This window comes from Rahnella sp. AA, assembly GCF_002834385.1.
Lineage (GTDB): Bacteria > Pseudomonadota > Gammaproteobacteria > Enterobacterales > Enterobacteriaceae > Rahnella.
The window spans coordinates 70277-90352 of the sequence record NZ_PITQ01000008.1 but is presented as its reverse complement, the minus strand read 5'-3'; the positions used below and the strand labels follow the sequence as shown (position 1 = coordinate 90352).

The window sequence follows — 20076 nt, the reverse complement described above, 5'->3', positions numbered from 1 at the left end:
ATTAAGGATAGATTAAAGATTCTGGCTGTAAAACGGCGTCAGTTTACTCATCGCAGAATCAACATATTTGGGAACCCAGTAAGTTTCGATATGGGTTGCGCCATCAATAATGAATAATTCTTTCTTTTTCGTTCCGGTCGCTTTTGCAAATGCATCTTTGGTCATATACAACGTGTCGGCCTTGCTGCCAGCGATCATCAGCAGCGGTTTGTTGATCAGGTCGATATGATCGGTGGCATCAAAACGAATCAGATCCAACAAGCTGCTGGTGGTGTATTTAAATGTTGAATTCGGGTGCGCATGCGTTTTCCAGTAATACTCATAACCCTGACGGTACAGTTCGAAAGGCAGTTTCGCGATTTGTTCATCCGTCAGGTTAGCATCACCGGAATAAAGAATTTTACCCCCGGCGGCTTCCTGTGCACGGGCATCGGAAGCCTGCTGCAGACGCTGCTGGAGGGTATCAAGTTGTGAATTCTGTAAGCCATTGCGCCGTACCAGCCCGGAATTAAACATACTCAGGGTGGCAATGGATTTGAAGCGTTTGTCGGTTTCTGCCGCTGCCAGTGAATATCCGCCACCGCCGCAAATCCCGAGCAGCCCCAGGCGAGCGACATCCACGCCGGGATACTGAGTGATAAAGTCTGCCATGCCGTGAATATCTTCGATGCGATTTGCCGGTTTATCCACACTGCGCGGGGTCCCGCCGCTGGCTCCCTGATACGCGGCATCTGCCGTGATGGTGATATAGCCCTGTTCGGCCAGTTTCTGGGCATACAAACCGGCGACTTGTTCTTTTACGCCGCCATTGGGATGGGCGACCACAATTGCCGGGTATTTTTTGGCAGGGTCGTAATTCGCAGGAGTATAAACGTTGGCTGAAATATCGATGCCATTCAGTTTATAACTCACAGGATGAATATTAACCTTACCTTTCACATTTTCGGTAATAGCGCCGTCGTAAGCCAGTGTAAACGGATTTTGTTTATAATCTGCTGCCAAGGACGTGCCGATGGATAAACTCATCATGGCGGCCAGCAATGTGGCTTTTAGGGTATTCTTCTTCATTGACTCATCTCTCCTGAAAATAATTTTCAATTAGTAATAAATTGCTTTCGCGCCACCTTTTCACGTCAGCAAGATTGAATGCCAGTTTAAAGAAGAGGGCTGTCATCAGCATGACCGGAAGATAACAAACCTGTCAGCCTGTCAGAAACTACATCCGGTTTTGCGTGGAAATAATATTTCTGACAGCGCTGTCAGCTTATTGTCAGGTTGACGACATATGCCGCTTGTTAATATCAACATGGATAATGGCAAATAAATGGAAAGGAAATCACCGATGAATACAATGACACGCTTTAAAACACTCACGACGGGAGCCTTATTTGTTTTCAGCTGCGGCCTGTCGTTCCATGCTGCATCAGCCCCTCAGGGACAAACAGACATGAATCATCAGCAAACCGTTTCCGAAACGTTGTCGGCACGTCAGCAGGCCATTCCCCTGATTGCCGCCTATATGGCCAGCAGCCAGATGGAAAAACTCAATGCTGCATTGAATCAGGGGCTGGATGCCGGGCTGACTATCAATGAAACCAAAGAAATTCTCGTTCAGCTCTATGCGTATACCGGTTTTCCCCGCAGCCTGAATGCGCTGACAGAACTGATGAAAGTGGTTGAGGAACGTAAACAGCGCGGCATTCACGATGTGTTGGGCAAAGAGCCTGTAAATCCTGTTCCTGTCGGGGATGAACTCCGGCGTGTGGGAACGGCGAATCAGACAAAGATCTCAGGCGCACCCGTGAAGGGGCCGGTTTTCGAATTTGCTCCGGTGATTAATCAGTTCCTGCAAACGCATTTATTTGGCGATATTTTTGCCCGTGACAATCTGGACTGGCAAAGCCGTGAACTTGCGACGGTGGGGGCTTTAGCCGCCACGCCGGGAGTGGAAGCACAACTGCTGTCACATACGCGCGCCAGTTTGCGGGTTGGCCTGAGCGCCGGGCAGTTGCGCCAGCTCGTGCAGGTACTGCGGGACAAGGGGGAAAGTGCGGCCGCCGCGCGGGCTGAAAATGCATTGCAGAAGGCGCAGCCAGACGCGAAGTAAAATGCGCCGGGCTGCGTAATAAGTACGTGTTCACGCTGACGGCGGCTTTCAGAAGAAAGCCGCCGTTGCATTAGCACCGCGCTAATGAATATTTAAAAATCATATTCCAGGGCCAGACGGTTCTGCCAGAAATCTTTGTCTGACGTTGAGGTGGTTTGCACACCTGCAAAATCCGTGATGCTCAACCCTTTGAGTACACCATCGAAACTGTAGGTGCCGTACACCAGATATTCAGACTGATTGCTGCTGGATGCACCGGCGCTGGCGGTCAAATCCATAAAGGAATAGCGGCTGCCCAAAGAGATATTGTCGGTAGCGGTCCAGTTCAGATCGGTCGAATAGGCATTGCCGCTGCCCAGATCCTGGGTACTGGTGAAGAACGGCTGCGCAAAATACGGGCCGGAGGAGGTGTTGTGTGCGTAAGGCGTCACCAGTGCACCGTTGCCGTAGGCATTACCGTTGGCGGCGATGTGGTCGTAATTCAGGGACCATTTCAATACCGGGGTGAAATTCATCGCGAACTGCGCACCGTAGCTGGTGCTGTTAACGTCGCCAGCCAGCGCTTTGCCCTCGCTCAGGCCACGAATAAACTGAACGCCGATTTTTGGCTGAGACGCAGTATCAGACCAGGACAGAAAGCTGTCGGCGTACACCATTTTGGTGTAGTTGTTGTAATCCTCGTACCAAAGCTGACCGTTAAGTTTTTTATTATCCAGCTTAATGGCCCGTCCGCCGCCAATACCCCACATGCCGTTCGTGGTGCCCTCGGCGTCAGTATAAGCGGTGGTATTGAGGAACTGGTCATCGCCCCACGGCTTGTAGCGGGTGATTTTGGTGGCGTGCAGGAAGTTGTCGCTGTCGCCGTAATTAGTGTCAACGCCGCGGAACAGAATCGGTGTAATACGCCAGTCATAGTCACCGATAAACGGGATATTGATGCGCTGGTCACCGGCGGTAATGCGGAAGTCCTGATAGTGGTAGCTCAGATAAGCTTCGCCCACGCCGGTCTCGTTAGGGCCGAGTTCGGTGATCAGGTGGTCGTCGTTGTGCGAAATACCGCGCTGGAGAATACCGCTGACGCCAAGGCTCAGGCCGTAGTATTCCGCCGTCGCATACTTCACGCTGCCGCCGTAACTGACGGTGTCCTGAGAGTAGCCTGGTGAAAAATACGCATTGTGGGTGGAGTAATACAGGGTGCGCAGGCTGCCGGTGACCGAGCCGCAGGTGAACATTTCGGTCAGGGAATCCGCCACGCCTGCCGCGCAGCCAGATGCGGCCGGTGTGGCCGCCAGTGCATGCCCCATGAATAACGCCTGAGAAACGACGATTGCGCCCAACTTTAGCGTAAAGTTGAATTTGTTACTTTTCATTAATATCTTCCTGTCAAAAAATATAATGTCTTCAGCCGGCAGAGAAGACGGCCAATAATTGTTTTTATCGGGTAATACGCAAACGGTTGCTATCCCGGTTTTTTATAAGCGGGGAGGATAATAGTTATTTTTATCTGTCAGTCAATAAAAGAGGATTATTATCTAATGTTAATGTGTCGCGGACTTCCCAGCCTCTGAGCTTGCCAGGGTTAAGTAACCCATTGGGATCAAGGCATTTTTTAACGGAAACAACCTCCGGTTTTATTTCTCCCTGTTTACCATCTTCAATTTGATAAACATGGGGGTTATTTATTTTTACGTCATTATCACGGAAAGTAACCATTATTTCATTCAGCCGCTCTTCGGTGGAATAACGTACTAATTGCAATCCGCTGGCGGTTATATTTCCATCATTGTCACGCAGGAATTCAATATGCGAAATAACCTCATCGCCGAATAAAGCAGCCATATTGATAATCTGCTGACGATAATTCGTATAATTAAACGCCGTCTGCAAATAAGTGAGAGAGCTGTCAATTTTAAGGGCGTGCAGCGTCGTGTGGTTCCAGCAATATTCCATCAGTGATGCATTGGCTTCACGCGCCTCGTCGGCGGTCTGACGCACGGCGCTGTGCCCGCGATATTTTTCCAGCAGGCTGGCACAGAATCCCTCACTTTCCTGCGCAATAACGCTGATGACGGCATGCTGATTTGCCTGATAATGCCCGTTCAGATGGCTGAAATAGCTCGGGATCGGCGCGGCGAACAGGGCCAGCTGGCGTTTCACCAGCCCCGGAGAGCGTGCAAAGGCGTTGGCATAATCCAGCGCGTCGGTGAAATCATCAAACACGTCCAGCCGTTCTATCCACCGGTGAAGCGGCGCCAGTGCCAGCTCAACCTCGAGAATGATTCCGTTGCTGCCGTAGGCATGGTGCAACAGCAGCGCCTGCGGGGCAGGGACATGCAGAATGCGCGGTTCGGCCTCCATCGTCATCACTTTTACGCTAAGCACATTGCCAGGCGCACCCAGCGGGCCGTAGTTGATTGAGCCAATGCCGCCAAAGCCGCCGCCGTAAAGGCCACCCAGGCTGGCCAGCCGGTAAGTAGATGGCATGCAGCGCAGCTCCCAGCCCGCCGGGCGCGTGAATGCTTCAATCTCGGCCAGCCGGATCCCCGCCTGAGCACGAACCACGCCGTCACCCAGTTCGCATATCTGACTGAGTCCGGTCATATCGACCAAAATCCCGCCTTCTAAGGGCACCAGCTGACCATAGTTGCCGGTCGCACCGCCGCGTAAAATCAGCGGCAGCTGGTGCTGAACGCAGGCTTTAACCAGTAACATCAGCTCTTCTTCGTCACGTGGCCTGACCACGGCATCGGCCTGTTTGTCTTCGAGCTGTTGTTTTAGCACCGGGCTGAACCAGTGAAAATCGCGTGAAAGGCGTTTGACCTTCGCCGCCTGCAAAGTCCAGTCGAGATCGGGCAACGCCTGCTGTATCAGGGCAAGCGCATGTTTACGTTGTTCACTGTCCATCTTCTTCCTGCCTAATCGTGAATAAGGTTATTGGGATTGCACGGCTTCGCTTTCATGCCAGGCGCTCAGTACGCGCCTCGAAATCCATGACATCACGCCAAACAGCGCGATGCCGGTGAGTGAAATTAACAGCAGGGCGGCAAACATCAGCGGAATATCCAGCTGATATCCTGCCTGCAAAATCTGGTAGGCCAGACCGGTGTTATTGCCGCCCGTGCCTGCGACAAATTCGGCAACGACGGCACCGATCAGCGACAGGCCGCTGGAAATCCGCAGCGCACCAAAAAAATAAGGCAGGGCGGAAGGAATGCGTAAACGGATCAGTATCTGCAAACGGCTGGCATGGTTGAGCTGGAAATAGCTCAGCAGGCCCGGCGATACGCTGCGCAGCCCCTGCGTGGTATTGGAAATAATCGGAAACACCGCCATCAGCGTCGAACACACCACCAGCGACATCGTGGTGTCTTTGACCCAAATAATAATCAGCGGCGCGATGGCCACAATCGGTGTCACCTGCAGGAACACGATGTAGGGAAACAGCGCGGTTTCAACAAACCGGTTTTGCACCAGTACAAATGCCACTGCTGCACCGATGATGATCGAGAGTAAAAACGAGATCAGAGTGATTTTCAGCGTAAACAGCAGCGACATCATCAGCGAACCCAGGTTGGTCCACAGGCTTTGCAGCATCACCACCGGCGAGGGCACCAGAAACTGAGGGATTTTGAAATAGCTCACCCAGCCCTGCCACAGCAAAATCACGATCACCGCCACGACCGCCGGATAAAGCACTTTGCGAAACGTGGGGTTGTTGATCCACGGAGAAGATTTTTGAGTTTGCATACCGTTACTCCATACCCGATTGGCTGGCTTGCAGCAGGCTGTCCTGCAATTGCTTCGCATAGCGTGAAAAAGCCGGACTGACGCGGAAATCTTCGCTGCGGGGGAAAGGTTCGGTGATGGCGATATCTTCCACTATCCGGCCTGGCCTTGCGGCCATCATGATCACCCGCTGCGACAAAAACACGGCCTCGTGAATCGAGTGGGTGACGAATACCACCGTCAGCCCCTGTTCACGCCACAGGCGCAACAGGTCGCTGTCGAGCTTATTACGGGTTATTTCATCGAGTGCGCCAAAGGGTTCATCCATCAGCAACAGTTTCGGGCGCGTCACCAGCCCGCGGGCAATCGATACGCGCATTTGCATGCCGCCCGAGAGTTCGCGCGGCAATACGTTGGCAAATTTCCCCAGGCCCACCAGCTCCAGTGCTTCACTGACGCGGGTGTTGGCTTCGGCACGTGGCACGCCCGCCAGATCCAGCGGTAAACGTACGTTGTTTTGCACGTTGCTCCACGGCATCAGCGTGGCCTCCTGAAACACAAAAGAAAGCGGCATCTGCGCTTTTTCGCGGCTGTCGCGCCGCCACAGCACCAGCTTGCCGTCGCTGGGTTCGACCAGGCCGGCGACCATCTTTAATAACGTACTTTTGCCACAGCCTGACGGGCCGAGTAGCGTCACGAATTCTCCCTGATTAATCGTGAGATTGACCGGCAAAAGCGCACGCGTGCCGTTGCTGTAAATTTTCTCCGCCGACAGCACCTCAATAGCCGGCACCGGCGGGGGATTGGCTGAGCGGACATCGCTCATCATGGTCAGTTTAGGGGCTGAATTCATGGCATGACCTTCGCGTCTTTGATCATATCGAGGGTATAGGTCTGCTCAAACGGCACTTTATCCGCGTCAATCAGCTTGTTTTTCACCAGCATGTCCCAGGTCTTTTTCAGCCGGGGTTCCGTGATGATGCCGATACCGCCGGTTTGCGCATCGCCGCCGGTGACAAGCTCATACTTCTTCATCTGCGCGATACCAAAGGCAATCTGGTCGGCACCCATGCGCGGGTTATCTTTGGTGATCAGCGCATTACCGGCGGTCGGATCTTGCAAATATTCTTTCCAGCCCTGCATAGAGGCTTTTACGAAGGCGGCAACTGCAGCCGGGCGTTTTTTAACCGTATCGGCCATGCAGATAATTGAGTTGCCGTATGGCGGATAACCCCAGTCGCTCAGCATGTAGACGTAGAAAGGTTTGCCGCCTTTTTCGACCGAGAACGGTTCGGAAGTGACATAACCCTGTTGCACCAGATTATTGTCTGCCAGGAAAGGCTGTACGCTGAAGGTGTAAGGACGAATCTTCGCGCTGGCCAGCCCCAGTTCGCTCTTCGCCCAGGGCCAGAAGGAGGTGTAAGCCTCGGTGGCCAGCAGGAAAGTTTTGTCTTTCAGCTCCTGCGCCTTATCCACCTTGTCATGGCTGATAAAGACGGTCGGTGAATGCTGGAACACCGTCGCCACCGTGACCGCATGAACGCCTGCCTGCCAGGTTTCCAGCGCCTGGCCGTTGTCGCCAAGCGTACAGTCAGCCTGACCGGCGGCCATCAGTTGCATGACATTCACCTGCGGGCCACCCATCTTGATGCTGACATCCAGCCCCGCCGCTTTGTACAAACCTTTGGCCTGTGCGTCGTAAAAACCGCCGTGCTCCGCCTGAGCGTACCAGTTAGTGAGGAACGTGAATTTCTCTTCCGCCATGCTGGTGGTGGAAACCCCGGCCAGCAGCAGGGCAAGCAGGGTATAAGAGGGTGTACGCCGTATTTTCATCGTAAGAGTTCCTTTATTTAGAGACAAAAGAAGACGGAGGAGGAGTAAACGTGGTTTGCACAAAACCATTCCAGTGGTGTTTTCCCCAGGTTGGCTCGCTGCGGACTTTCCATTCCATGTGATGGATTTCGGTAATCGCCTGTGCCCAGCTTGCTGCCAGCGAATCGAGGATCGCGTGCCCCTGTTCGGCGGTGGCGCCGGTCGGGTCGCCAATGACGCCACTCGGGCCAAAATCATAAGAAGCCCACGCCGCCGCCGGGCGACCTGAGGACAGCGTCGGGCAAGGGAACTCCGGGGGATAATTGGCGACCGCGTGTTCGATGTGGACACATTCGGGAGCCAGCGCCAGCATCACCGCCGTTTCGCTGTGACCGGCGTGCATCGCCATCTTCTGCTCCTGTGCGCTCAGAAACTCGTTTTCAACGTTGGGCACGCGGAACACGTCGTGAGGGATCATGATCATGTCACCGTGGCGCAGGCGCATTTCCCGTGATGCCATTTGCAGCACCTGCGGCTGCCCGCCGTGGCCGTTGATCATCAGCAATTTACGGAACCCGGCACGGTAGAGGGATTCGGCAATTTCTAAAATCGTTTGCAGCAGCGTGTCGCCGGTTAAGGTCAGCGTGCCGGGGAAATTCAGATGCTCATCCGATTTGCCGTAGGTTACCGGCGGGATGGCGTACGCCGGGATCGCCTGTGGCAGCCGCGCCAGCGCATGGCCCGCCACCCCCGAGGAAATCACGCTATCAACCGAACACGGCAGATGCGGGCCGTGTTGTTCGATTGCGCCGGTTGGCAATACGATCACGGTATTGGCTTTGTCTGGCAGGGCAGCAATCGCCGTCCAGCTCAGGAAGGGGAGAAAACGCTCTGCGGGAATATAGCCGTTAATCATGCGGTGCCTCGTGGTCGGACATTATCGGGTTAGGCGGGATTGCGGTAACCAGGCCGTAGCTTCAACTTCAATCAGCACCTCGGCGCTGGGCAACATTTCACTGACCTGCACGACGGTAGAAACCGGGGGCTGGCCGGGGTAAAAAAGCTTTCTGACCCGGCTGTAGTAAGGAAAGTGATCGAGATTCCGGAAGTACTGCACCAGCTTGATCACATCACTCATTTGCCCTCCGGCTTCTTCAATCGTGTGGCGAATGCTTTCGAGCACATACCAGCTTTGCGCCAGAATCGGCCCCTGTTTGGCATCGGTTGAGAATTCGCCGGTTTCGCCCAGCAACAGACGTGCCTGATCGGGGATATCCTGAAAACCCCGCACGATCGTCGCGCTCTGCGGATTGACGGGAATAATGCCGGAGAGAAAGACAAAATCACCGGCGCGACGCCAGGCGGCATATTTGGCGAGCAGTTTGCCCGCTCCGGCTTCAAGACTCATGGGATAACTCCTGATTCCACGTGCGCTGGTGGGCCAGCCTGCCGTTGTGGATAACCAGACGGGCCGCGCTGTTTAAAGGCCAGGTCAGGCTGTCGCTGCCCGGGAAGAGGACCAAACTGGCGGCGGTGCCAACCGCCAGCGGACGATTTGCGGCGACGTCACCGGTCAGTGCCGCCACATCACAGATAAGACGCGATTGCTGGTCAAAGACGTTTTCCAGCTGAAGTGCGAACAGGGCGCAGCTCAGCGTGTCCAGCGGGTCGTAGCTGCCCGCCGGGCAAAAAGCATCCTGCACGTTGTCACAGCCCAGCAGCACCGGAATGCCCGCCGCTTGCGCTTCCTTCAATACCGTGATGCCGCGCTGGCGCGGCGTACGGTTTGTCACGGCATCCTGCAGCAGCAGGTTGGTCATCGGCAGCGCAATCAGCGTGACGCGCTGCGCTGCCAGTAAACTCAGCACCTCCTGCGCCTGTTGCTCACTGCCGGAGGCCAGCGCGCAGCCGTGGCTGCAGCTGATGTGGCCGCTAAATTCATTCTCCGACACATAGTGCGCCAGCCAGGTCAGGCCGTGTGCTACGTCAGAAAGCTCTTCGTCAATGTGCAGGTCCAGATTCAGTTGCCAGCGGGAGGCGCTGTGCAGCAGATGGGCCATCGCCGCCGGATCCCAATTTGAGGAGTGGATAAAGCCACCCAGCAGGCAATCTTTGCCGCTTTGCGCCACCGTGTGCGCGATGCGGTCAGCGGCCTCTGCATCGGCAAAAAAACTCAGCGGGGCAAGAGCGACGCGTTCCAGCGTAACGCCCGGCTGCCCGATATTTGCCAGCTCATACCAGGCCACGGGCGGGATGATGTCGAACCAGTCAATGTGGGTGCGCAAATGCGTTACGCCGTTCGCGGCGGCCCAGATCAGCCCTTGTTTTGCGCGCTGATGAAGGTCTGCCGCCGTCCAGTGCTGGCGGTCCTGATGCATTGTTTCAATGGCGGCCAGCAGACCCGGTCTGGACGGGCGGCTGCGGCCAATGGTGAAGGTTTTATCGAGATGCGCGTGAGGTTCAACCAGCCCCGGCAGCGCCAGTGCGCCGCGAACGTTCCACAAATCATCCTGTTGCGGCTGGCTGGGCATCAGTGACGCAATTTTTCCTGCGTCAAAGCGTAAATCGGCTGTCACCGGTTCCCCCGCGTGTACAGGCCAGTCGCCGGGAAGCAGCCACGCGGGGAGGCGCACGTTAGCAATGCCATTCAGCGGTGATGTAGGGGCTGAGATGTTAATCTTGTGACTCCGCGTTGGCATTACAGGTCAAGGACCAGAACGGGGCTTTTGGATCGCGAACAGCACAACGTAATCTGTGTGTTCGCGGCTTTCTCTTCGTCAGTCAGTACGCAATCCCGGTGGTCCGGGATCCCGTCGATCACGTCGGTAATACAGGAGCCGCAAATACCCTGTTCGCACGACAGCATAATATCGACCCTGGCGCTTAATAAAACTTCGGCAATGGTTTGGTTCGGGCTGATTAAATAACGTTGCCCGGTGGAATTCAGCTGAATATGGAATTCCTGCCCGTCGGTGCCATTATTCAGATTCGCGTTACTAAAACGCTCAAAAGATAAATTTCCGGCGGGCCAGTGGTGCTCCTGCATAATGTCCTGCAAGCGCTGAATAAACCCGTCCGGGCCGCAGGCCATCACACGGGTATTCTGATCCGCCAGAAGCAGGCCTGGGGGCGTTTTGTCGCGCAGGGAATCGTTTGCGGCGCTGCAATGCAAAAAAACATGACCTGCCAGTGCAGGCGTATTCAGGCGTGATGAAAACGCGATTTGCCTCGTGTCTGAAATGTAGTAATGCAGTTCAAATTCAATCTGTTGCTCAGCAATGAATTCCGCCATTGCCAGTAAAGGGGTGATGCCGATGCCCCCGGCAAACAGCAGATATCGCCCTGCACCGGGCAAGGGGAAATGGTTACGGGGTGCCGAAATCGTCAGGTTATCGCCAGGGCGGAGATAATGGTGAATAAAGTGCGAACCGCCGGCGGAGTTCTCCGCCAGTTTTACGCAAATTTCATAATATTCCCGGCTGCTATTTTCGGTACAAAGAGAATATTGCCTGGTTCCGAGTTCAGGAATAAAAACATCAATGTGCGCACCGGGGGAATAAGCCGGTAATAACCCTTCCTGCTGCGCAACAATCTGCAATGAAATATTCCCTTCACCATTGATGTTGACCGTTTTTATTGTGACAGGAATTAATCCGGCGTCTTTCATCGTCATTTACCGTATTTACTTTGATAAGCCATTCATAAAAGGGAAAGTTCAATCCGTTCGCCGCACAATCCGCCGCCATAGCAATAAGGGGGCGAAAATTTTGCTTTTAAAGCGATGAAACGATTGTTCCCGTTGCAATGAAAGCTACGTTATTGTTATAAAACTGTTGCGTCCAGCGCTTTGATTCGCACGTCCCGTTGCATAAAAGAGAGCACTACACTATGTTCGCATTCTCCCGGTTTTTACTGTACTTCACTGAAGTTGCCCGCCAGGGCTCGTTTCGCAAGGCGTCCGAAACCCTGCATGTCGCCGCTTCGTCGATTGACCGGCAGATACTGCGGGTTGAAAACGAGCTGTCGATGCCGCTGTTTGAACGACACCCCACCGGGCTGCGGCTGACGGCGGCCGGTGAGCTTTTGTTACATGCTGCCAACAACTGGAAAAAGGATTTTTCCCGCGTTTGTGAACAGCTCGACGATCTGCGGGGGCTGCGCAGAGGGCATGTGAGGATCGCCACCATCGATGCTATCAACCGGCATTTTTTCTCGGCAATGCTCAGAAAGGTGCATCTCGACTACCCGAACATTTCATTTACCCTGACGACGATGAATAACGTCGATATTCAGCAGGCGCTGATGTCGGGCGATGCCGATTTCGGGCTTATGCTGAATCCGCAAAGCTCCAAAGAGCTGCAGGTGCGGGCGTTTGCAGAAATCGATCTCGGCGTCGTGGTGCCAAAAGGGCACCCGCTCGGGGGCAAAAGCGGTGTCCGTTTTAATCAGTGCATGGAATATCCGTTCATCCTGCCTTCTGCGCCGCTGATGCTTGCCGAGCCAGTTCAGGCGCTGATGAATATCAACGGGGACATGATTAATGAGGTCGCGGTATCAAATAACATTCATATGATCCGCTCCCTGATTAAAGAGAAAATCGGCATCGGTATTCTGTGCTGGCTCGATATCATGGATGAGGTACAAAACGACGAATTACAGTTTATTCCGCTGACCGATCCGCAATTAAAAACCTTCACGCTGTCGCTGTGCGTGGCTCCGGCAAGGCAGCTTTCCCTGGCGGCTTCGATGATGCTTAAACAGCTGGAGATGCTCTTTAGTCAGATTCAGACGCCTGGCCACGACAAACAGTAACTTGCACTTATTTGGTGCGCAACGCTCCGTGATGAATCAAAAGTTGCAGGCCATGGAAAACGGATCCCCTGATAAGGCGCACAGACAGTGCACCGGCGGAGTTGGCATCCTTTTTGTATAGTTAGAAATGAGTAGAAGCGGTCAGTGCAGATAACTGCGCGGGACATTGCTCAGCAACCATTTCGCGGTTCATTTTGAGCCGGTCAGGGGGCTGAGCTGCATCTGCTTGCCCTCCCTCCGGCGATGATTAGGAGAGGAGCAATGAAGTTAATATCCCGCATTCCCCTGTCTTGCTGCGTGCTGAGCGCGCTGATCCCCGGCCTGCTTTCACTGACGGCTCACGCTGATGAGAAACTCGTCTTGCTGACGTCCTGGTACGCCCAGGCGGAGCAGGGCGGTTATTATCAGGCGCTGGCGACAGGCATTTACAAACATTACGGGCTGGATGTCAGCATTCAGTCCGGCTCGCAGATCAACGGCATGCAGCTGCTGTTGTCAAAACGCGCCGATGTGATCATCGGTTACGATCTCCAGTTGCTCGAATCAGTGCAGCGGGGTTTTCAGGCCAAAGCCATCGCGGCACCGTTCCAGTTCGATCCGCAGGGCCTGCTGACGCATGCTTCCGTCACTTCCCTTGACGGTTTGAAGGACAAAACCATTCTGGTGTCCGGCTCCGGGCAATCGACCTGGTGGCCGTGGCTTAAGGCGCGATACCAGCTCAGCGACTCACAGGTTCGCCCCTATACCTTTAACATCCAGCCCTTTGTGGCCGACGATAACGTCGCGCAGCAAGCCTATGTCAGCTCTGAGGTTTTTCAGGCGCAGAAGGCCGGGGTGAAATCTAATTTCTTTCTCTTCTCGGAACACGGATATCCCCCTTATGGCGGGATTTTGATCACACGTCCGGATCTTATCAGCAGCCGTAAAGACGCGATGGCGAAATTCGTGCGTGCGTCAATGGAAGGTTGGGTCAGCTATCTGCAGGACCCGTCGCCGGGCAACGCGCTGATTAAAAAGGATAACCCGAAAATGACCGATGATCTGCTGGCCTGGGGCGTTCAGCAAATCAAAGAGCATCACCTGATTGACGGCGGGGATGCGGCAACGCAGGGCTGGGGCACCATGACGCAAGCCCGCTGGCAGAAAACCCGTGATTTCATGGTCAACGCCAAACTGTTAAATGCGGATACCGACTGGAAACAGGCTTATACCACTGAGTTTGTTGAGCACATGCAGGTTAAACCTTGAGGAGTGTTGCGATGTCATCCCACTCATTGCTGATTAAAAATGCACACGCGATCCTGACCGGGTTACCGGGGGATGCGGCGCGCCACGCCGGGACAGATATTCGCGTCCGTGATGGCGTGATCGAGGCCATTGGCTCCCTGACGGCATTACCGGATGAGCGGCTGCTCGACGCACGTGACTGCGTGGTCTACCCGGCCTGGGTCAATACTCACCATCACCTGTTTCAGTCATTGCTTAAAGGAGAACCCCAGGGGCTGAATAAAAGCCTGACTGCGTGGCTAAGTGCCACGCCTTATCGTTTTCGCGCCACCTTCGACGAGCCGGCTTTTCGTCTGGCGGTGCGTATCGGGTTAACAGAGCTGCTGCGTTCGGGCTGCGCCACGGTAGCCGATCACAACTATCTCTACTGGCCGGACATGCCGTTTGATACCTCGGAGATCCTGTTCGATGAGGGAGAGGAGAGGCGCTGGGAATGCGCATTGTGCTGTGCCGGGGTGGCGCTACACAGGGGCGGGCGATCGAGCAAGATTTGCCGCAGGCGCTGCGTCCGGAGAGCTTCGATCATTACATGGCCGATATGGAGCGCCTTGTCAGCCGCTATCACTGCCCGGAGCCGACGTCGTTGCGCCGTGTGGTGATGGCACCGACCACGCTGCTGCATTCGGCACCTGGCCCGCAACTGCGCGAAATGGCAAAACTGGCACGACATTTAGGTATCCGGCTGCACAGCCACCTTTCTGAAACGGTGGATTATCTCGATGCCGCGCGCGCCAAATTTAACATGACGCCGGTTCAGTTTTGCGCTGAGCACGACTGGCTGGGGGATGACGTGTGGTTTGCGCACCTTGTGAAGCTGTTGCCGCAGGAGATCGCGATGCTGGGGCAGACGCGTACCGGTATTGCGCACTGTCCTCAAAGTAACGGGCGGCTGGGCAGCGGCATTGCGGATTTGCTGGCGCTGGAACAGGCGGGTGTCCCCGTCTCGCTGGGCGTGGACGGCGCAGCCTCGAACGAGGCCGCCGACATGCAAAGTGAGGCGCACGCTGCCTGGCTTTTGCAACGTGCCAGAAAGGGCATGCAGGCGAAACCGCGTTATGACGGCGGAAGCTTCGAAGGCGGTGGCGATGCGGCAACGATTGAGGACGTTGTGCGATGGGGCAGCGCCGGTGGCGCACAGATCCTTGGCCTGCAAAAAAGTGGCACCGTGCAGGTGGGCATGCTGGCAGATATCGCGATTTACCGGCTGGATGACCCCCGCTATTTCGGCTTGCATGACATGGCGATCGGCCCGGTGGCCTGTGGCGGACGGGCTTCGCTCAGGGCGCTGATGATCAATGGCCGCGTTATCGTCGAAAACGATGTAATTCCCGGTCTCGATCTGGACGCGATGCGTCATCAGGCAATATCGGCGGTGCGGACCCTGCAACAGCGCGCAGCGGGCTAACTTTTTTGATTAAGAAGGATAAACACAATGACGCAATCAACTCAAACGCAACGCTATGCATTACAGGAACTGGAAAAAGAGGCGACGATGGGCGCGATGGGCGAAGAGACTTTTGCCCGTGAGGTTCGCTGTATCGATCTGTCGGATTTTGCAAATCGTAAGGACGAAATTGCCGACGAACTGTGGCGGGCTGCGGTGGAAATCGGCTTCTTTCAGGTGAGTAATCACGGTATCGCGCTGGACGATATCCGGCAGGCATTCAGCATGACGGAAGATTTCTTTGCGCTGCCGGAGGAAGTTAAGGCCCGCTACCCGCTGTCGCGCAACGCCGGTTGGGAAAATAAATCTCAGGTACGCCCGTCGACCCAAACGCCTGATCAGAAAGAATCCTATCAGATTACCCGTCCGCTGATGGACCCGCTATGGCCCGCAGAGCACGAACTGCCCGCGTTTAAACGCACGATGCTGAATTTCGAATCGCAATGCTGGCAACTGGGCATGAAGTTACTTTCATGTTTTGCCCTCCGGCTGGGGTTTCCTGAACACTTTTTCGAAAAGGCGCACGATCCTGAACAGAAAAGCTACCAGAGCACGCTGCGCATGCTGCACTACTATGCGACCGTGCAGTCAGAGCAGGGGATGTGGCGTGCCGGGGCGCATACGGATTTTGACTGCCTGACGCTGCTTTTCCAGCGTCCCGGTCAGGGGGGATTACAGGTTTGTCCGGGCAAAGATCGCGAAAGCCAGCAGTGGACCAGCATTGAACCGCGTGAAGATGTGATCACCTGTAATATTGGCGACATGCTGATGCGCTGGAGTGACGACCAGTTGCCGTCAAATTTCCATCGGGTGAGAAATCCGCTGCCCGGCGAGTATCAGGGAGCGCGCTACAGCCTGGCGTTTTTCTGTCAGGCAAACAAAGACATTGAAATATTGGGTCCGCAGGCGAAGTATCCGGCCATCAGCGCTGAAGATTACCTGCAACAGCGTATTCAGGCGAATTTTGCCAAAGGATAACCTCCTCTGCGTTAACGTTTAGGATTCATGTGTGAACAAAAAGCCCGCTGAAATTTCCCTCAGCGGGCTTTTTAACGGGATGGCGGGGCAGAGCCGTTTTTTACCGGGACAGGCAACGAGGCTGAACTGATGATGTTGCGTTAATTCTCGGTAACCGGTGAGATCATTTAATTAATGCTTCTGTCAGATCAGCGGCAGAAGAGTAAAACACCCGATCATTTCCGTGCTGCTGCATCACACGTGCAAGTAACGCGTCAGCATTTACACTCTGGTCCGTCAGGTTCAGACGCGCCTTGGCAATGACCTCTGACTCAGAGATTGGACGTTCGGCGCTGCCTAAGGGTTTAAAGCGTTCCTGTACCGAGCGGCTGCCATTGACATGCGTCAGCACCACGCGTGCGCCGGGCTGGCGGGCCGGGCCGGTCATGCGAGCAGTAAAATCCGGATCGAGAATGGCGGTGACTTTATCCGCCAGCGCCAGCAACGCCGGATTTTGCATGTTTTGTTCAGTGTACCAATTGGCACCGGGTGCAAGCCCGGCCGCGACTGCCGCTATGGTCCAGGGAAGGCTGAACTGTGCGTCGGTCACGGTTTGCGGGCGATAATCCATCATATCGTCAACAATGCGCGGGAAGGTATGCACCTCGACAGACTGGATATCCTCCGCCAGCCAGCCGGTTTCCTGAACGAGGGTTTCCAGCGATTCCAGCGCGCAGGCCAGCCAGCGACAGGCAGGATAGATTTTAAAACTGCCGTAATCCGCGTACCAGTGGTTGCCAAGATCGTGCGTGAGGATTTCCGGCGCAAATTGGTCTGAGCCGATCATGCGCCAAAAACCCTGTTCGCCGTCGAGCACGTCCAGGCTGCCACTCATACCCTGTTGCGCCATAATGACGGCTTGCACCGCTGCCTGTGCAGCCGGGGCGACGGCATCTTTTATCGATAATAATGGCCGCTGCTGCCAGTTGTACTGATGCAAGCTGGGTAACGGCGTTAACGCCGCAGCCAGCCCGACAGCGTTATGTAACTGTTGCTCACCCAGTTCCAAAAGAAGCCCGGCAACCAGCGCCGCACCTATTGACTGGTGCTGCGCCACGCCATATACCTGATTAAAACGCCCGGCTGAAGGCTGGATGGCGTGAATAAGGCGATTATTTACCTCAAAACCTACGGTTAACGCGGTAATCAGCGCCTCGTGGCTAACGGGAGTCGGGCTGATATCCAGCGCGGCCATTGCGGCGGCAATCAATGTTGCACCGGGGTGGCCAAGCCCTTTGCCGTCAATTTCCACGCCGTCGTCGTGATCCAGACCATTTATCACCGCGGCGTTGCTAAAAGCGGCCGCCAGCGGGCTAAACCCGGTATGCCCAAATACGCTGCAATCCCCCAGGCCGCCAAACAGGCGGGCAGAGCGGATAGCTGATTCGCTGCTCTGATGCTGGCTTGCTGCCCAGCCACAGCCGAGTCCATCCAGTAAATGCAGACTGACTTTATGACGAATAGCTTCAGGGATCGCCTGTGCCTGTAACGTGCAGGCGAATTTAACCAACTGGCGTGTGGCGGTGGTATTCATCATTTTTTCAACGCTTAAAGTAACGTGTGCGGATCCGACGTTCGGTATAGCTCGCCAGCAGCGACAGCGGCAGGATAGTGATTACAAAAAATACGGCGACAAAAGTCAGGGTTTCCAGCGGCCGGAACGTCGCGGTGCTCAGGCGTTGCGCCTGATACAGCACTTCGCCGGTGGCGACATAGCTCGCCAGTACCGAATTCTTGATCGACATCACGCACTGGCTGACAAAAGCGGGCAGGATACGCAAAAAAGCGACCGGCCCGGTTATGCGGAACAAGACTTTCAGGGGTGACATCCCGACAGAAAGCCCCGCCTCAACAAGACCGTGATCGACCGATTGCAACCCGGAACGAAATATCTCGGCAAAAAACACACTGCCGTAGAGGGAAATCGCCAGCACGCAGGTCAGATAGGCTGACATCGTCAGGCCAAACAAAATAGGCAGGCAGTAGTACGCCCAGACGATCAGCACCAGCGGTGGAATCGAACGCACCACCTCGATCAGCGCCTGAGTCGGCAGGCGGATCATCGCTTTAGATGACCCCCGCAATGGTGCAAGCAGGGCACCGCCGATAATACTTAAGGTGATTGAGGCCAGAACGATTTTAAAGGTCGTGAAAATCCCATCCACAAGAATGGCGTGATACTGCCAGAGTATCGAGAAGTCCCAGTGATAAACCGGCATCAGAGCAGATCCTCCGCCGTCACGCCCGACAGCGCCATGAAGTGACGAATTTCGGCGTTGTCCGCCTGAGACCAGATTTCCTGCGGGGTGGCTTCGCCCACCAGTTTGCCATTATCCATCAGCAACAGGCGGCTACAAACCTGAAGCGCAAAACGCATTTCGTGAGTGACGACTATCATCGTGGTGCCGGTACCCGCTAACTCGGAGATAACTGCCAGCACTTCGCCGACAGATTCCGGGTCCAGCGCAGAAGTCGGCTCATCAAACAAAATCACCCGCGGCTCCATGGCCAGCGCACGGGCAATAGAGACGCGCTGCTGCTGCCCCCCGGAGAGCTGAACCGGAAAATCAGCCGCTTTTTCCGCCAAACCCATGCGAGTGAGCAAAGTCATGGCCTTTTCCGTGGCGACTTTTTGCGATATTCCGAGTACCTGTACCGGTCCCTCGATGATGTTTTGCAAAACGCTGCGGTGTGGCCACAAATTGAAATGCTGAAAGACCATCGCCATTGATGCGCGCTGACGTGCCAGCGTGCGCTGCTTCACGGGCTTTCTGTCCTTTCCGAAAAAACCGATTTCTTCGTTGCCAAGCCAGATGTGCCCGCCGTCAGGCGTCTCCAGCATATTCAGGCAGCGCAGCAGGGTGGATTTCCCTGCGCCGCTGCGGCCAATAACGCCGATCACCTCCGAGGGGTGAACCTCGAAGGTGACGTCATCAATGATTTTATTGCCTGAGAAAGATTTGCTGAGTGCTTCTATTTTCAGTAACGGCAAAGAGGCCTGTTCAGTCATTAGGGTTGATTAGCCGGGTGAGTGTATTTTTGCCAGATAGCTTTCAGTGTGCCGTCTTTATCCAACTGCTCCAGCCGACCATCCAGCCAGGCTTGCAGCTGAGGGCGGTTCTGACGCAGACCGATATTCGTCGCCTGCTCTTTAACCGGTTCAGGGATCACCATGGTGCCCTGATGGCGTTTCTGAATATATTGCGACATCTGGATATCATTGGTCACGATAGCATCGGCGCGGCCACTTTCCATCTGCAATTGCATGTTGTCGCTGTCTGGCACAATAATCCACTGCGCCTTGTCCAGCTGAGGTTGCAACAGCGTCACCGCCGCTGAACCGTCAATGGCGGCAAGTTTGGTCTGCGGATTGTTAATCGTCGCCCAGTTCTGATACTTTTTCGTATCTTTTTCTAACGTCAGGACGCCCATCTGATGAGCACCCATCGGGCGCGTAAAATCGGCAGCCTTCGCTCTTTCCGGGGTCTTGTTGAAGCCACCCAGAATGTCGAAACGATTTGACTGCAATCCGGCAACCGCGGTGCCCCATTGAGTGTCGACGTATTCAATTTTTATATCGGTATTTTTGAATATCGCCTGCACCACGTCGGGGACCAGGCCGGTCCACTGGTTGGTGAGCAGATCTTTTTGATACCACGGTGGCGCGTTAACCGCGCCGACGCGAATAACATGATCTGGCAGAATAGTATTTATTTCTTCCGCGGCTTTCGCCGGGGCTTGTGTAAGAAAAATCCCTGGTATCAGCAATAAGGCCGACATCAAACGTGTTCTGAATAATTTCATTATATGCCCTTAAATGAATATAGTTGTCAAGTTTATAACTCTGGGTGCATGCATTCAAAATTCAAAA

General features: G+C 54.7%; 18 protein-coding genes and 1 pseudogene. 5 read left to right on the top strand and 14 right to left on the bottom strand.

What is annotated here, in order from left to right; genetic code table 11:
- Nucleotides 1-12: 12 nt before the first annotated feature.
- Nucleotides 13-1068, bottom strand: coding sequence for an alpha/beta hydrolase (locus CWS43_RS18765; protein WP_101078603.1), 1056 nt, complete (start codon nt 1066-1068; stop codon nt 13-15).
- A gap of 274 nt (nt 1069-1342) precedes the next feature.
- Between CWS43_RS18765 and CWS43_RS18760 the strand changes: the two genes are divergently transcribed.
- Nucleotides 1343-2107 (top strand): carboxymuconolactone decarboxylase family protein, encoded by a 765-nt coding sequence (locus CWS43_RS18760; protein WP_101078602.1) that lies wholly within the window; start codon nt 1343-1345, stop codon nt 2105-2107.
- 92 nt (nt 2108-2199) lie between these two features.
- Here the strand turns inward: CWS43_RS18760 and CWS43_RS18755 are convergent, their stop codons facing one another.
- The 9 genes from CWS43_RS18755 to CWS43_RS18715 all read right to left on the bottom strand — a co-directional run bounded on the left by CWS43_RS18755 (nt 2200) and on the right by CWS43_RS18715 (nt 11318).
- Nucleotides 2200-3477, bottom strand: coding sequence for an outer membrane receptor protein (locus CWS43_RS18755; protein ID WP_101078601.1), 1278 nt, complete (start codon nt 3475-3477; stop codon nt 2200-2202).
- 130 nt (nt 3478-3607) lie between these two features.
- The gene (locus CWS43_RS18750) at nt 3608-5011 is read right to left on the bottom strand and encodes an FAD-binding oxidoreductase (RefSeq protein ID WP_101078600.1); all 1404 of its coding nucleotides are present in this window, start codon (nt 5009-5011) and stop codon (nt 3608-3610) included.
- Nucleotides 5012-5038: 27 nt separating this feature from the next.
- Nucleotides 5039-5854, bottom strand: a complete 816-nt coding sequence (locus CWS43_RS18745) for an ABC transporter permease (RefSeq protein WP_101078599.1) — start codon at nt 5852-5854, stop codon at nt 5039-5041.
- A gap of 4 nt (nt 5855-5858) precedes the next feature.
- Nucleotides 5859-6686, bottom strand: coding sequence for an ABC transporter ATP-binding protein (locus CWS43_RS18740; protein ID WP_101078598.1), 828 nt, complete (start codon nt 6684-6686; stop codon nt 5859-5861).
- Nucleotides 6683-7666 carry an ABC transporter substrate-binding protein gene (locus tag CWS43_RS18735; protein ID WP_101078597.1) on the bottom strand — a complete coding sequence of 328 codons (984 nt, stop codon included), beginning with the start codon at nt 7664-7666 and terminating at the stop codon, nt 6683-6685. Before CWS43_RS18735 ends, CWS43_RS18740 begins: the two co-directional genes overlap by 4 nt.
- Nucleotides 7667-7679: 13 nt before the next feature.
- Complete coding sequence (locus CWS43_RS18730) at nt 7680-8561, bottom strand: creatininase family protein (RefSeq protein WP_101078596.1); 882 nt, start codon at nt 8559-8561, stop codon at nt 7680-7682.
- 21 nt (nt 8562-8582) lie between these two features.
- Nucleotides 8583-9053, bottom strand: a complete 471-nt coding sequence (locus tag CWS43_RS18725) for a RidA family protein (RefSeq protein WP_101078595.1) — start codon at nt 9051-9053, stop codon at nt 8583-8585.
- On the bottom strand, nt 9043-10323 hold the full coding sequence (locus tag CWS43_RS18720; RefSeq protein WP_101078782.1) for an amidohydrolase family protein: 1281 nt from the start codon (nt 10321-10323) through the stop codon (nt 9043-9045). The genes CWS43_RS18725 and CWS43_RS18720 overlap by 11 nt, the downstream gene beginning before the upstream one ends.
- Before the next feature lie 20 nt (nt 10324-10343).
- The gene (locus CWS43_RS18715) at nt 10344-11318 is read right to left on the bottom strand and encodes a PDR/VanB family oxidoreductase (protein ID WP_101078594.1); all 975 of its coding nucleotides are present in this window, start codon (nt 11316-11318) and stop codon (nt 10344-10346) included.
- A 215-nt stretch (nt 11319-11533) separates the two neighbouring features.
- On the opposite strand from CWS43_RS18715, the gene CWS43_RS18710 reads away from it, so the two are divergent.
- The 4 genes and pseudogenes from CWS43_RS18710 to CWS43_RS18695 all read left to right on the top strand — a co-directional run bounded on the left by CWS43_RS18710 (nt 11534) and on the right by CWS43_RS18695 (nt 16166).
- Nucleotides 11534-12457, top strand: coding sequence for a LysR family transcriptional regulator (locus CWS43_RS18710; RefSeq protein WP_101078593.1), 924 nt, complete (start codon nt 11534-11536; stop codon nt 12455-12457).
- 261 nt (nt 12458-12718) lie between these two features.
- Complete coding sequence (locus CWS43_RS18705) at nt 12719-13705, top strand: ABC transporter substrate-binding protein (RefSeq protein ID WP_101078592.1); 987 nt, start codon at nt 12719-12721, stop codon at nt 13703-13705.
- 11 nt (nt 13706-13716) lie between these two features.
- A pseudogene (locus tag CWS43_RS18700) lies at nt 13717-15149 on the top strand (amidohydrolase family protein).
- A 27-nt stretch (nt 15150-15176) separates the two neighbouring features.
- The gene (locus tag CWS43_RS18695; RefSeq protein ID WP_101078591.1) at nt 15177-16166 is read left to right on the top strand and encodes an isopenicillin N synthase family oxygenase; all 990 of its coding nucleotides are present in this window, start codon (nt 15177-15179) and stop codon (nt 16164-16166) included.
- A gap of 163 nt (nt 16167-16329) precedes the next feature.
- On the opposite strand, the gene CWS43_RS18690 is transcribed toward CWS43_RS18695, so the two are convergent.
- From CWS43_RS18690 to CWS43_RS18675, 4 genes are read right to left on the bottom strand one after another with little or no spacing between them, the layout of a single operon-like run.
- Nucleotides 16330-17742 (bottom strand): MmgE/PrpD family protein, encoded by a 1413-nt coding sequence (locus CWS43_RS18690; RefSeq protein WP_232777066.1) that lies wholly within the window; start codon nt 17740-17742, stop codon nt 16330-16332.
- Nucleotides 17743-17746: 4 nt separating this feature from the next.
- Nucleotides 17747-18424: an amino acid ABC transporter permease gene (locus tag CWS43_RS18685; protein ID WP_101078590.1), complete on the bottom strand. Its 678-nt coding sequence runs from the start codon at nt 18422-18424 to the stop codon at nt 17747-17749.
- Nucleotides 18424-19215 (bottom strand): amino acid ABC transporter ATP-binding protein, encoded by a 792-nt coding sequence (locus CWS43_RS18680; protein ID WP_101078589.1) that lies wholly within the window; start codon nt 19213-19215, stop codon nt 18424-18426. The genes CWS43_RS18685 and CWS43_RS18680 overlap by 1 nt, the downstream gene beginning before the upstream one ends.
- Nucleotides 19215-20009 (bottom strand): ABC transporter substrate-binding protein, encoded by a 795-nt coding sequence (locus CWS43_RS18675; protein ID WP_101078588.1) that lies wholly within the window; start codon nt 20007-20009, stop codon nt 19215-19217. The genes CWS43_RS18680 and CWS43_RS18675 overlap by 1 nt, the downstream gene beginning before the upstream one ends.
- Nucleotides 20010-20076: the final 67 nt, after the last annotated feature.

Bases quoted from the DNA above. Each gene is read 5' to 3' on its own strand.
- CWS43_RS18725 (WP_101078595.1), bottom strand. From the start codon at position 9,053: ATGAGTCTTGAAGCCGGAGCGGGCAAACTGCTCGCCAAATATGCCGCC.
- CWS43_RS18690 (WP_232777066.1), bottom strand. From the start codon at position 17,742: ATGATGAATACCACCGCCACACGCCAGTTGGTTAAATTCGCCTGCACG.
- CWS43_RS18755 (WP_101078601.1), bottom strand. From the start codon at position 3,477: ATGAAAAGTAACAAATTCAACTTTACGCTAAAGTTGGGCGCAATCGTC.
- CWS43_RS18705 (WP_101078592.1), top strand. From the start codon at position 12,719: ATGAAGTTAATATCCCGCATTCCCCTGTCTTGCTGCGTGCTGAGCGCG.
- CWS43_RS18710 (WP_101078593.1), top strand. From the start codon at position 11,534: ATGTTCGCATTCTCCCGGTTTTTACTGTACTTCACTGAAGTTGCCCGC.
- CWS43_RS18730 (WP_101078596.1), bottom strand. From the start codon at position 8,561: ATGATTAACGGCTATATTCCCGCAGAGCGTTTTCTCCCCTTCCTGAGC.
- CWS43_RS18750 (WP_101078600.1), bottom strand. From the start codon at position 5,011: ATGGACAGTGAACAACGTAAACATGCGCTTGCCCTGATACAGCAGGCG.
- CWS43_RS18675 (WP_101078588.1), bottom strand. From the start codon at position 20,009: ATGAAATTATTCAGAACACGTTTGATGTCGGCCTTATTGCTGATACCA.
- CWS43_RS18745 (WP_101078599.1), bottom strand. From the start codon at position 5,854: ATGCAAACTCAAAAATCTTCTCCGTGGATCAACAACCCCACGTTTCGC.
- CWS43_RS18715 (WP_101078594.1), bottom strand. From the start codon at position 11,318: ATGACGATGAAAGACGCCGGATTAATTCCTGTCACAATAAAAACGGTC.
- CWS43_RS18765 (WP_101078603.1), bottom strand. From the start codon at position 1,068: ATGAAGAAGAATACCCTAAAAGCCACATTGCTGGCCGCCATGATGAGT.
- CWS43_RS18735 (WP_101078597.1), bottom strand. From the start codon at position 7,666: ATGAAAATACGGCGTACACCCTCTTATACCCTGCTTGCCCTGCTGCTG.
- CWS43_RS18680 (WP_101078589.1), bottom strand. From the start codon at position 19,215: ATGACTGAACAGGCCTCTTTGCCGTTACTGAAAATAGAAGCACTCAGC.
- CWS43_RS18685 (WP_101078590.1), bottom strand. From the start codon at position 18,424: ATGCCGGTTTATCACTGGGACTTCTCGATACTCTGGCAGTATCACGCC.
- CWS43_RS18695 (WP_101078591.1), top strand. From the start codon at position 15,177: ATGACGCAATCAACTCAAACGCAACGCTATGCATTACAGGAACTGGAA.
- CWS43_RS18760 (WP_101078602.1), top strand. From the start codon at position 1,343: ATGAATACAATGACACGCTTTAAAACACTCACGACGGGAGCCTTATTT.
- CWS43_RS18740 (WP_101078598.1), bottom strand. From the start codon at position 6,686: ATGAATTCAGCCCCTAAACTGACCATGATGAGCGATGTCCGCTCAGCC.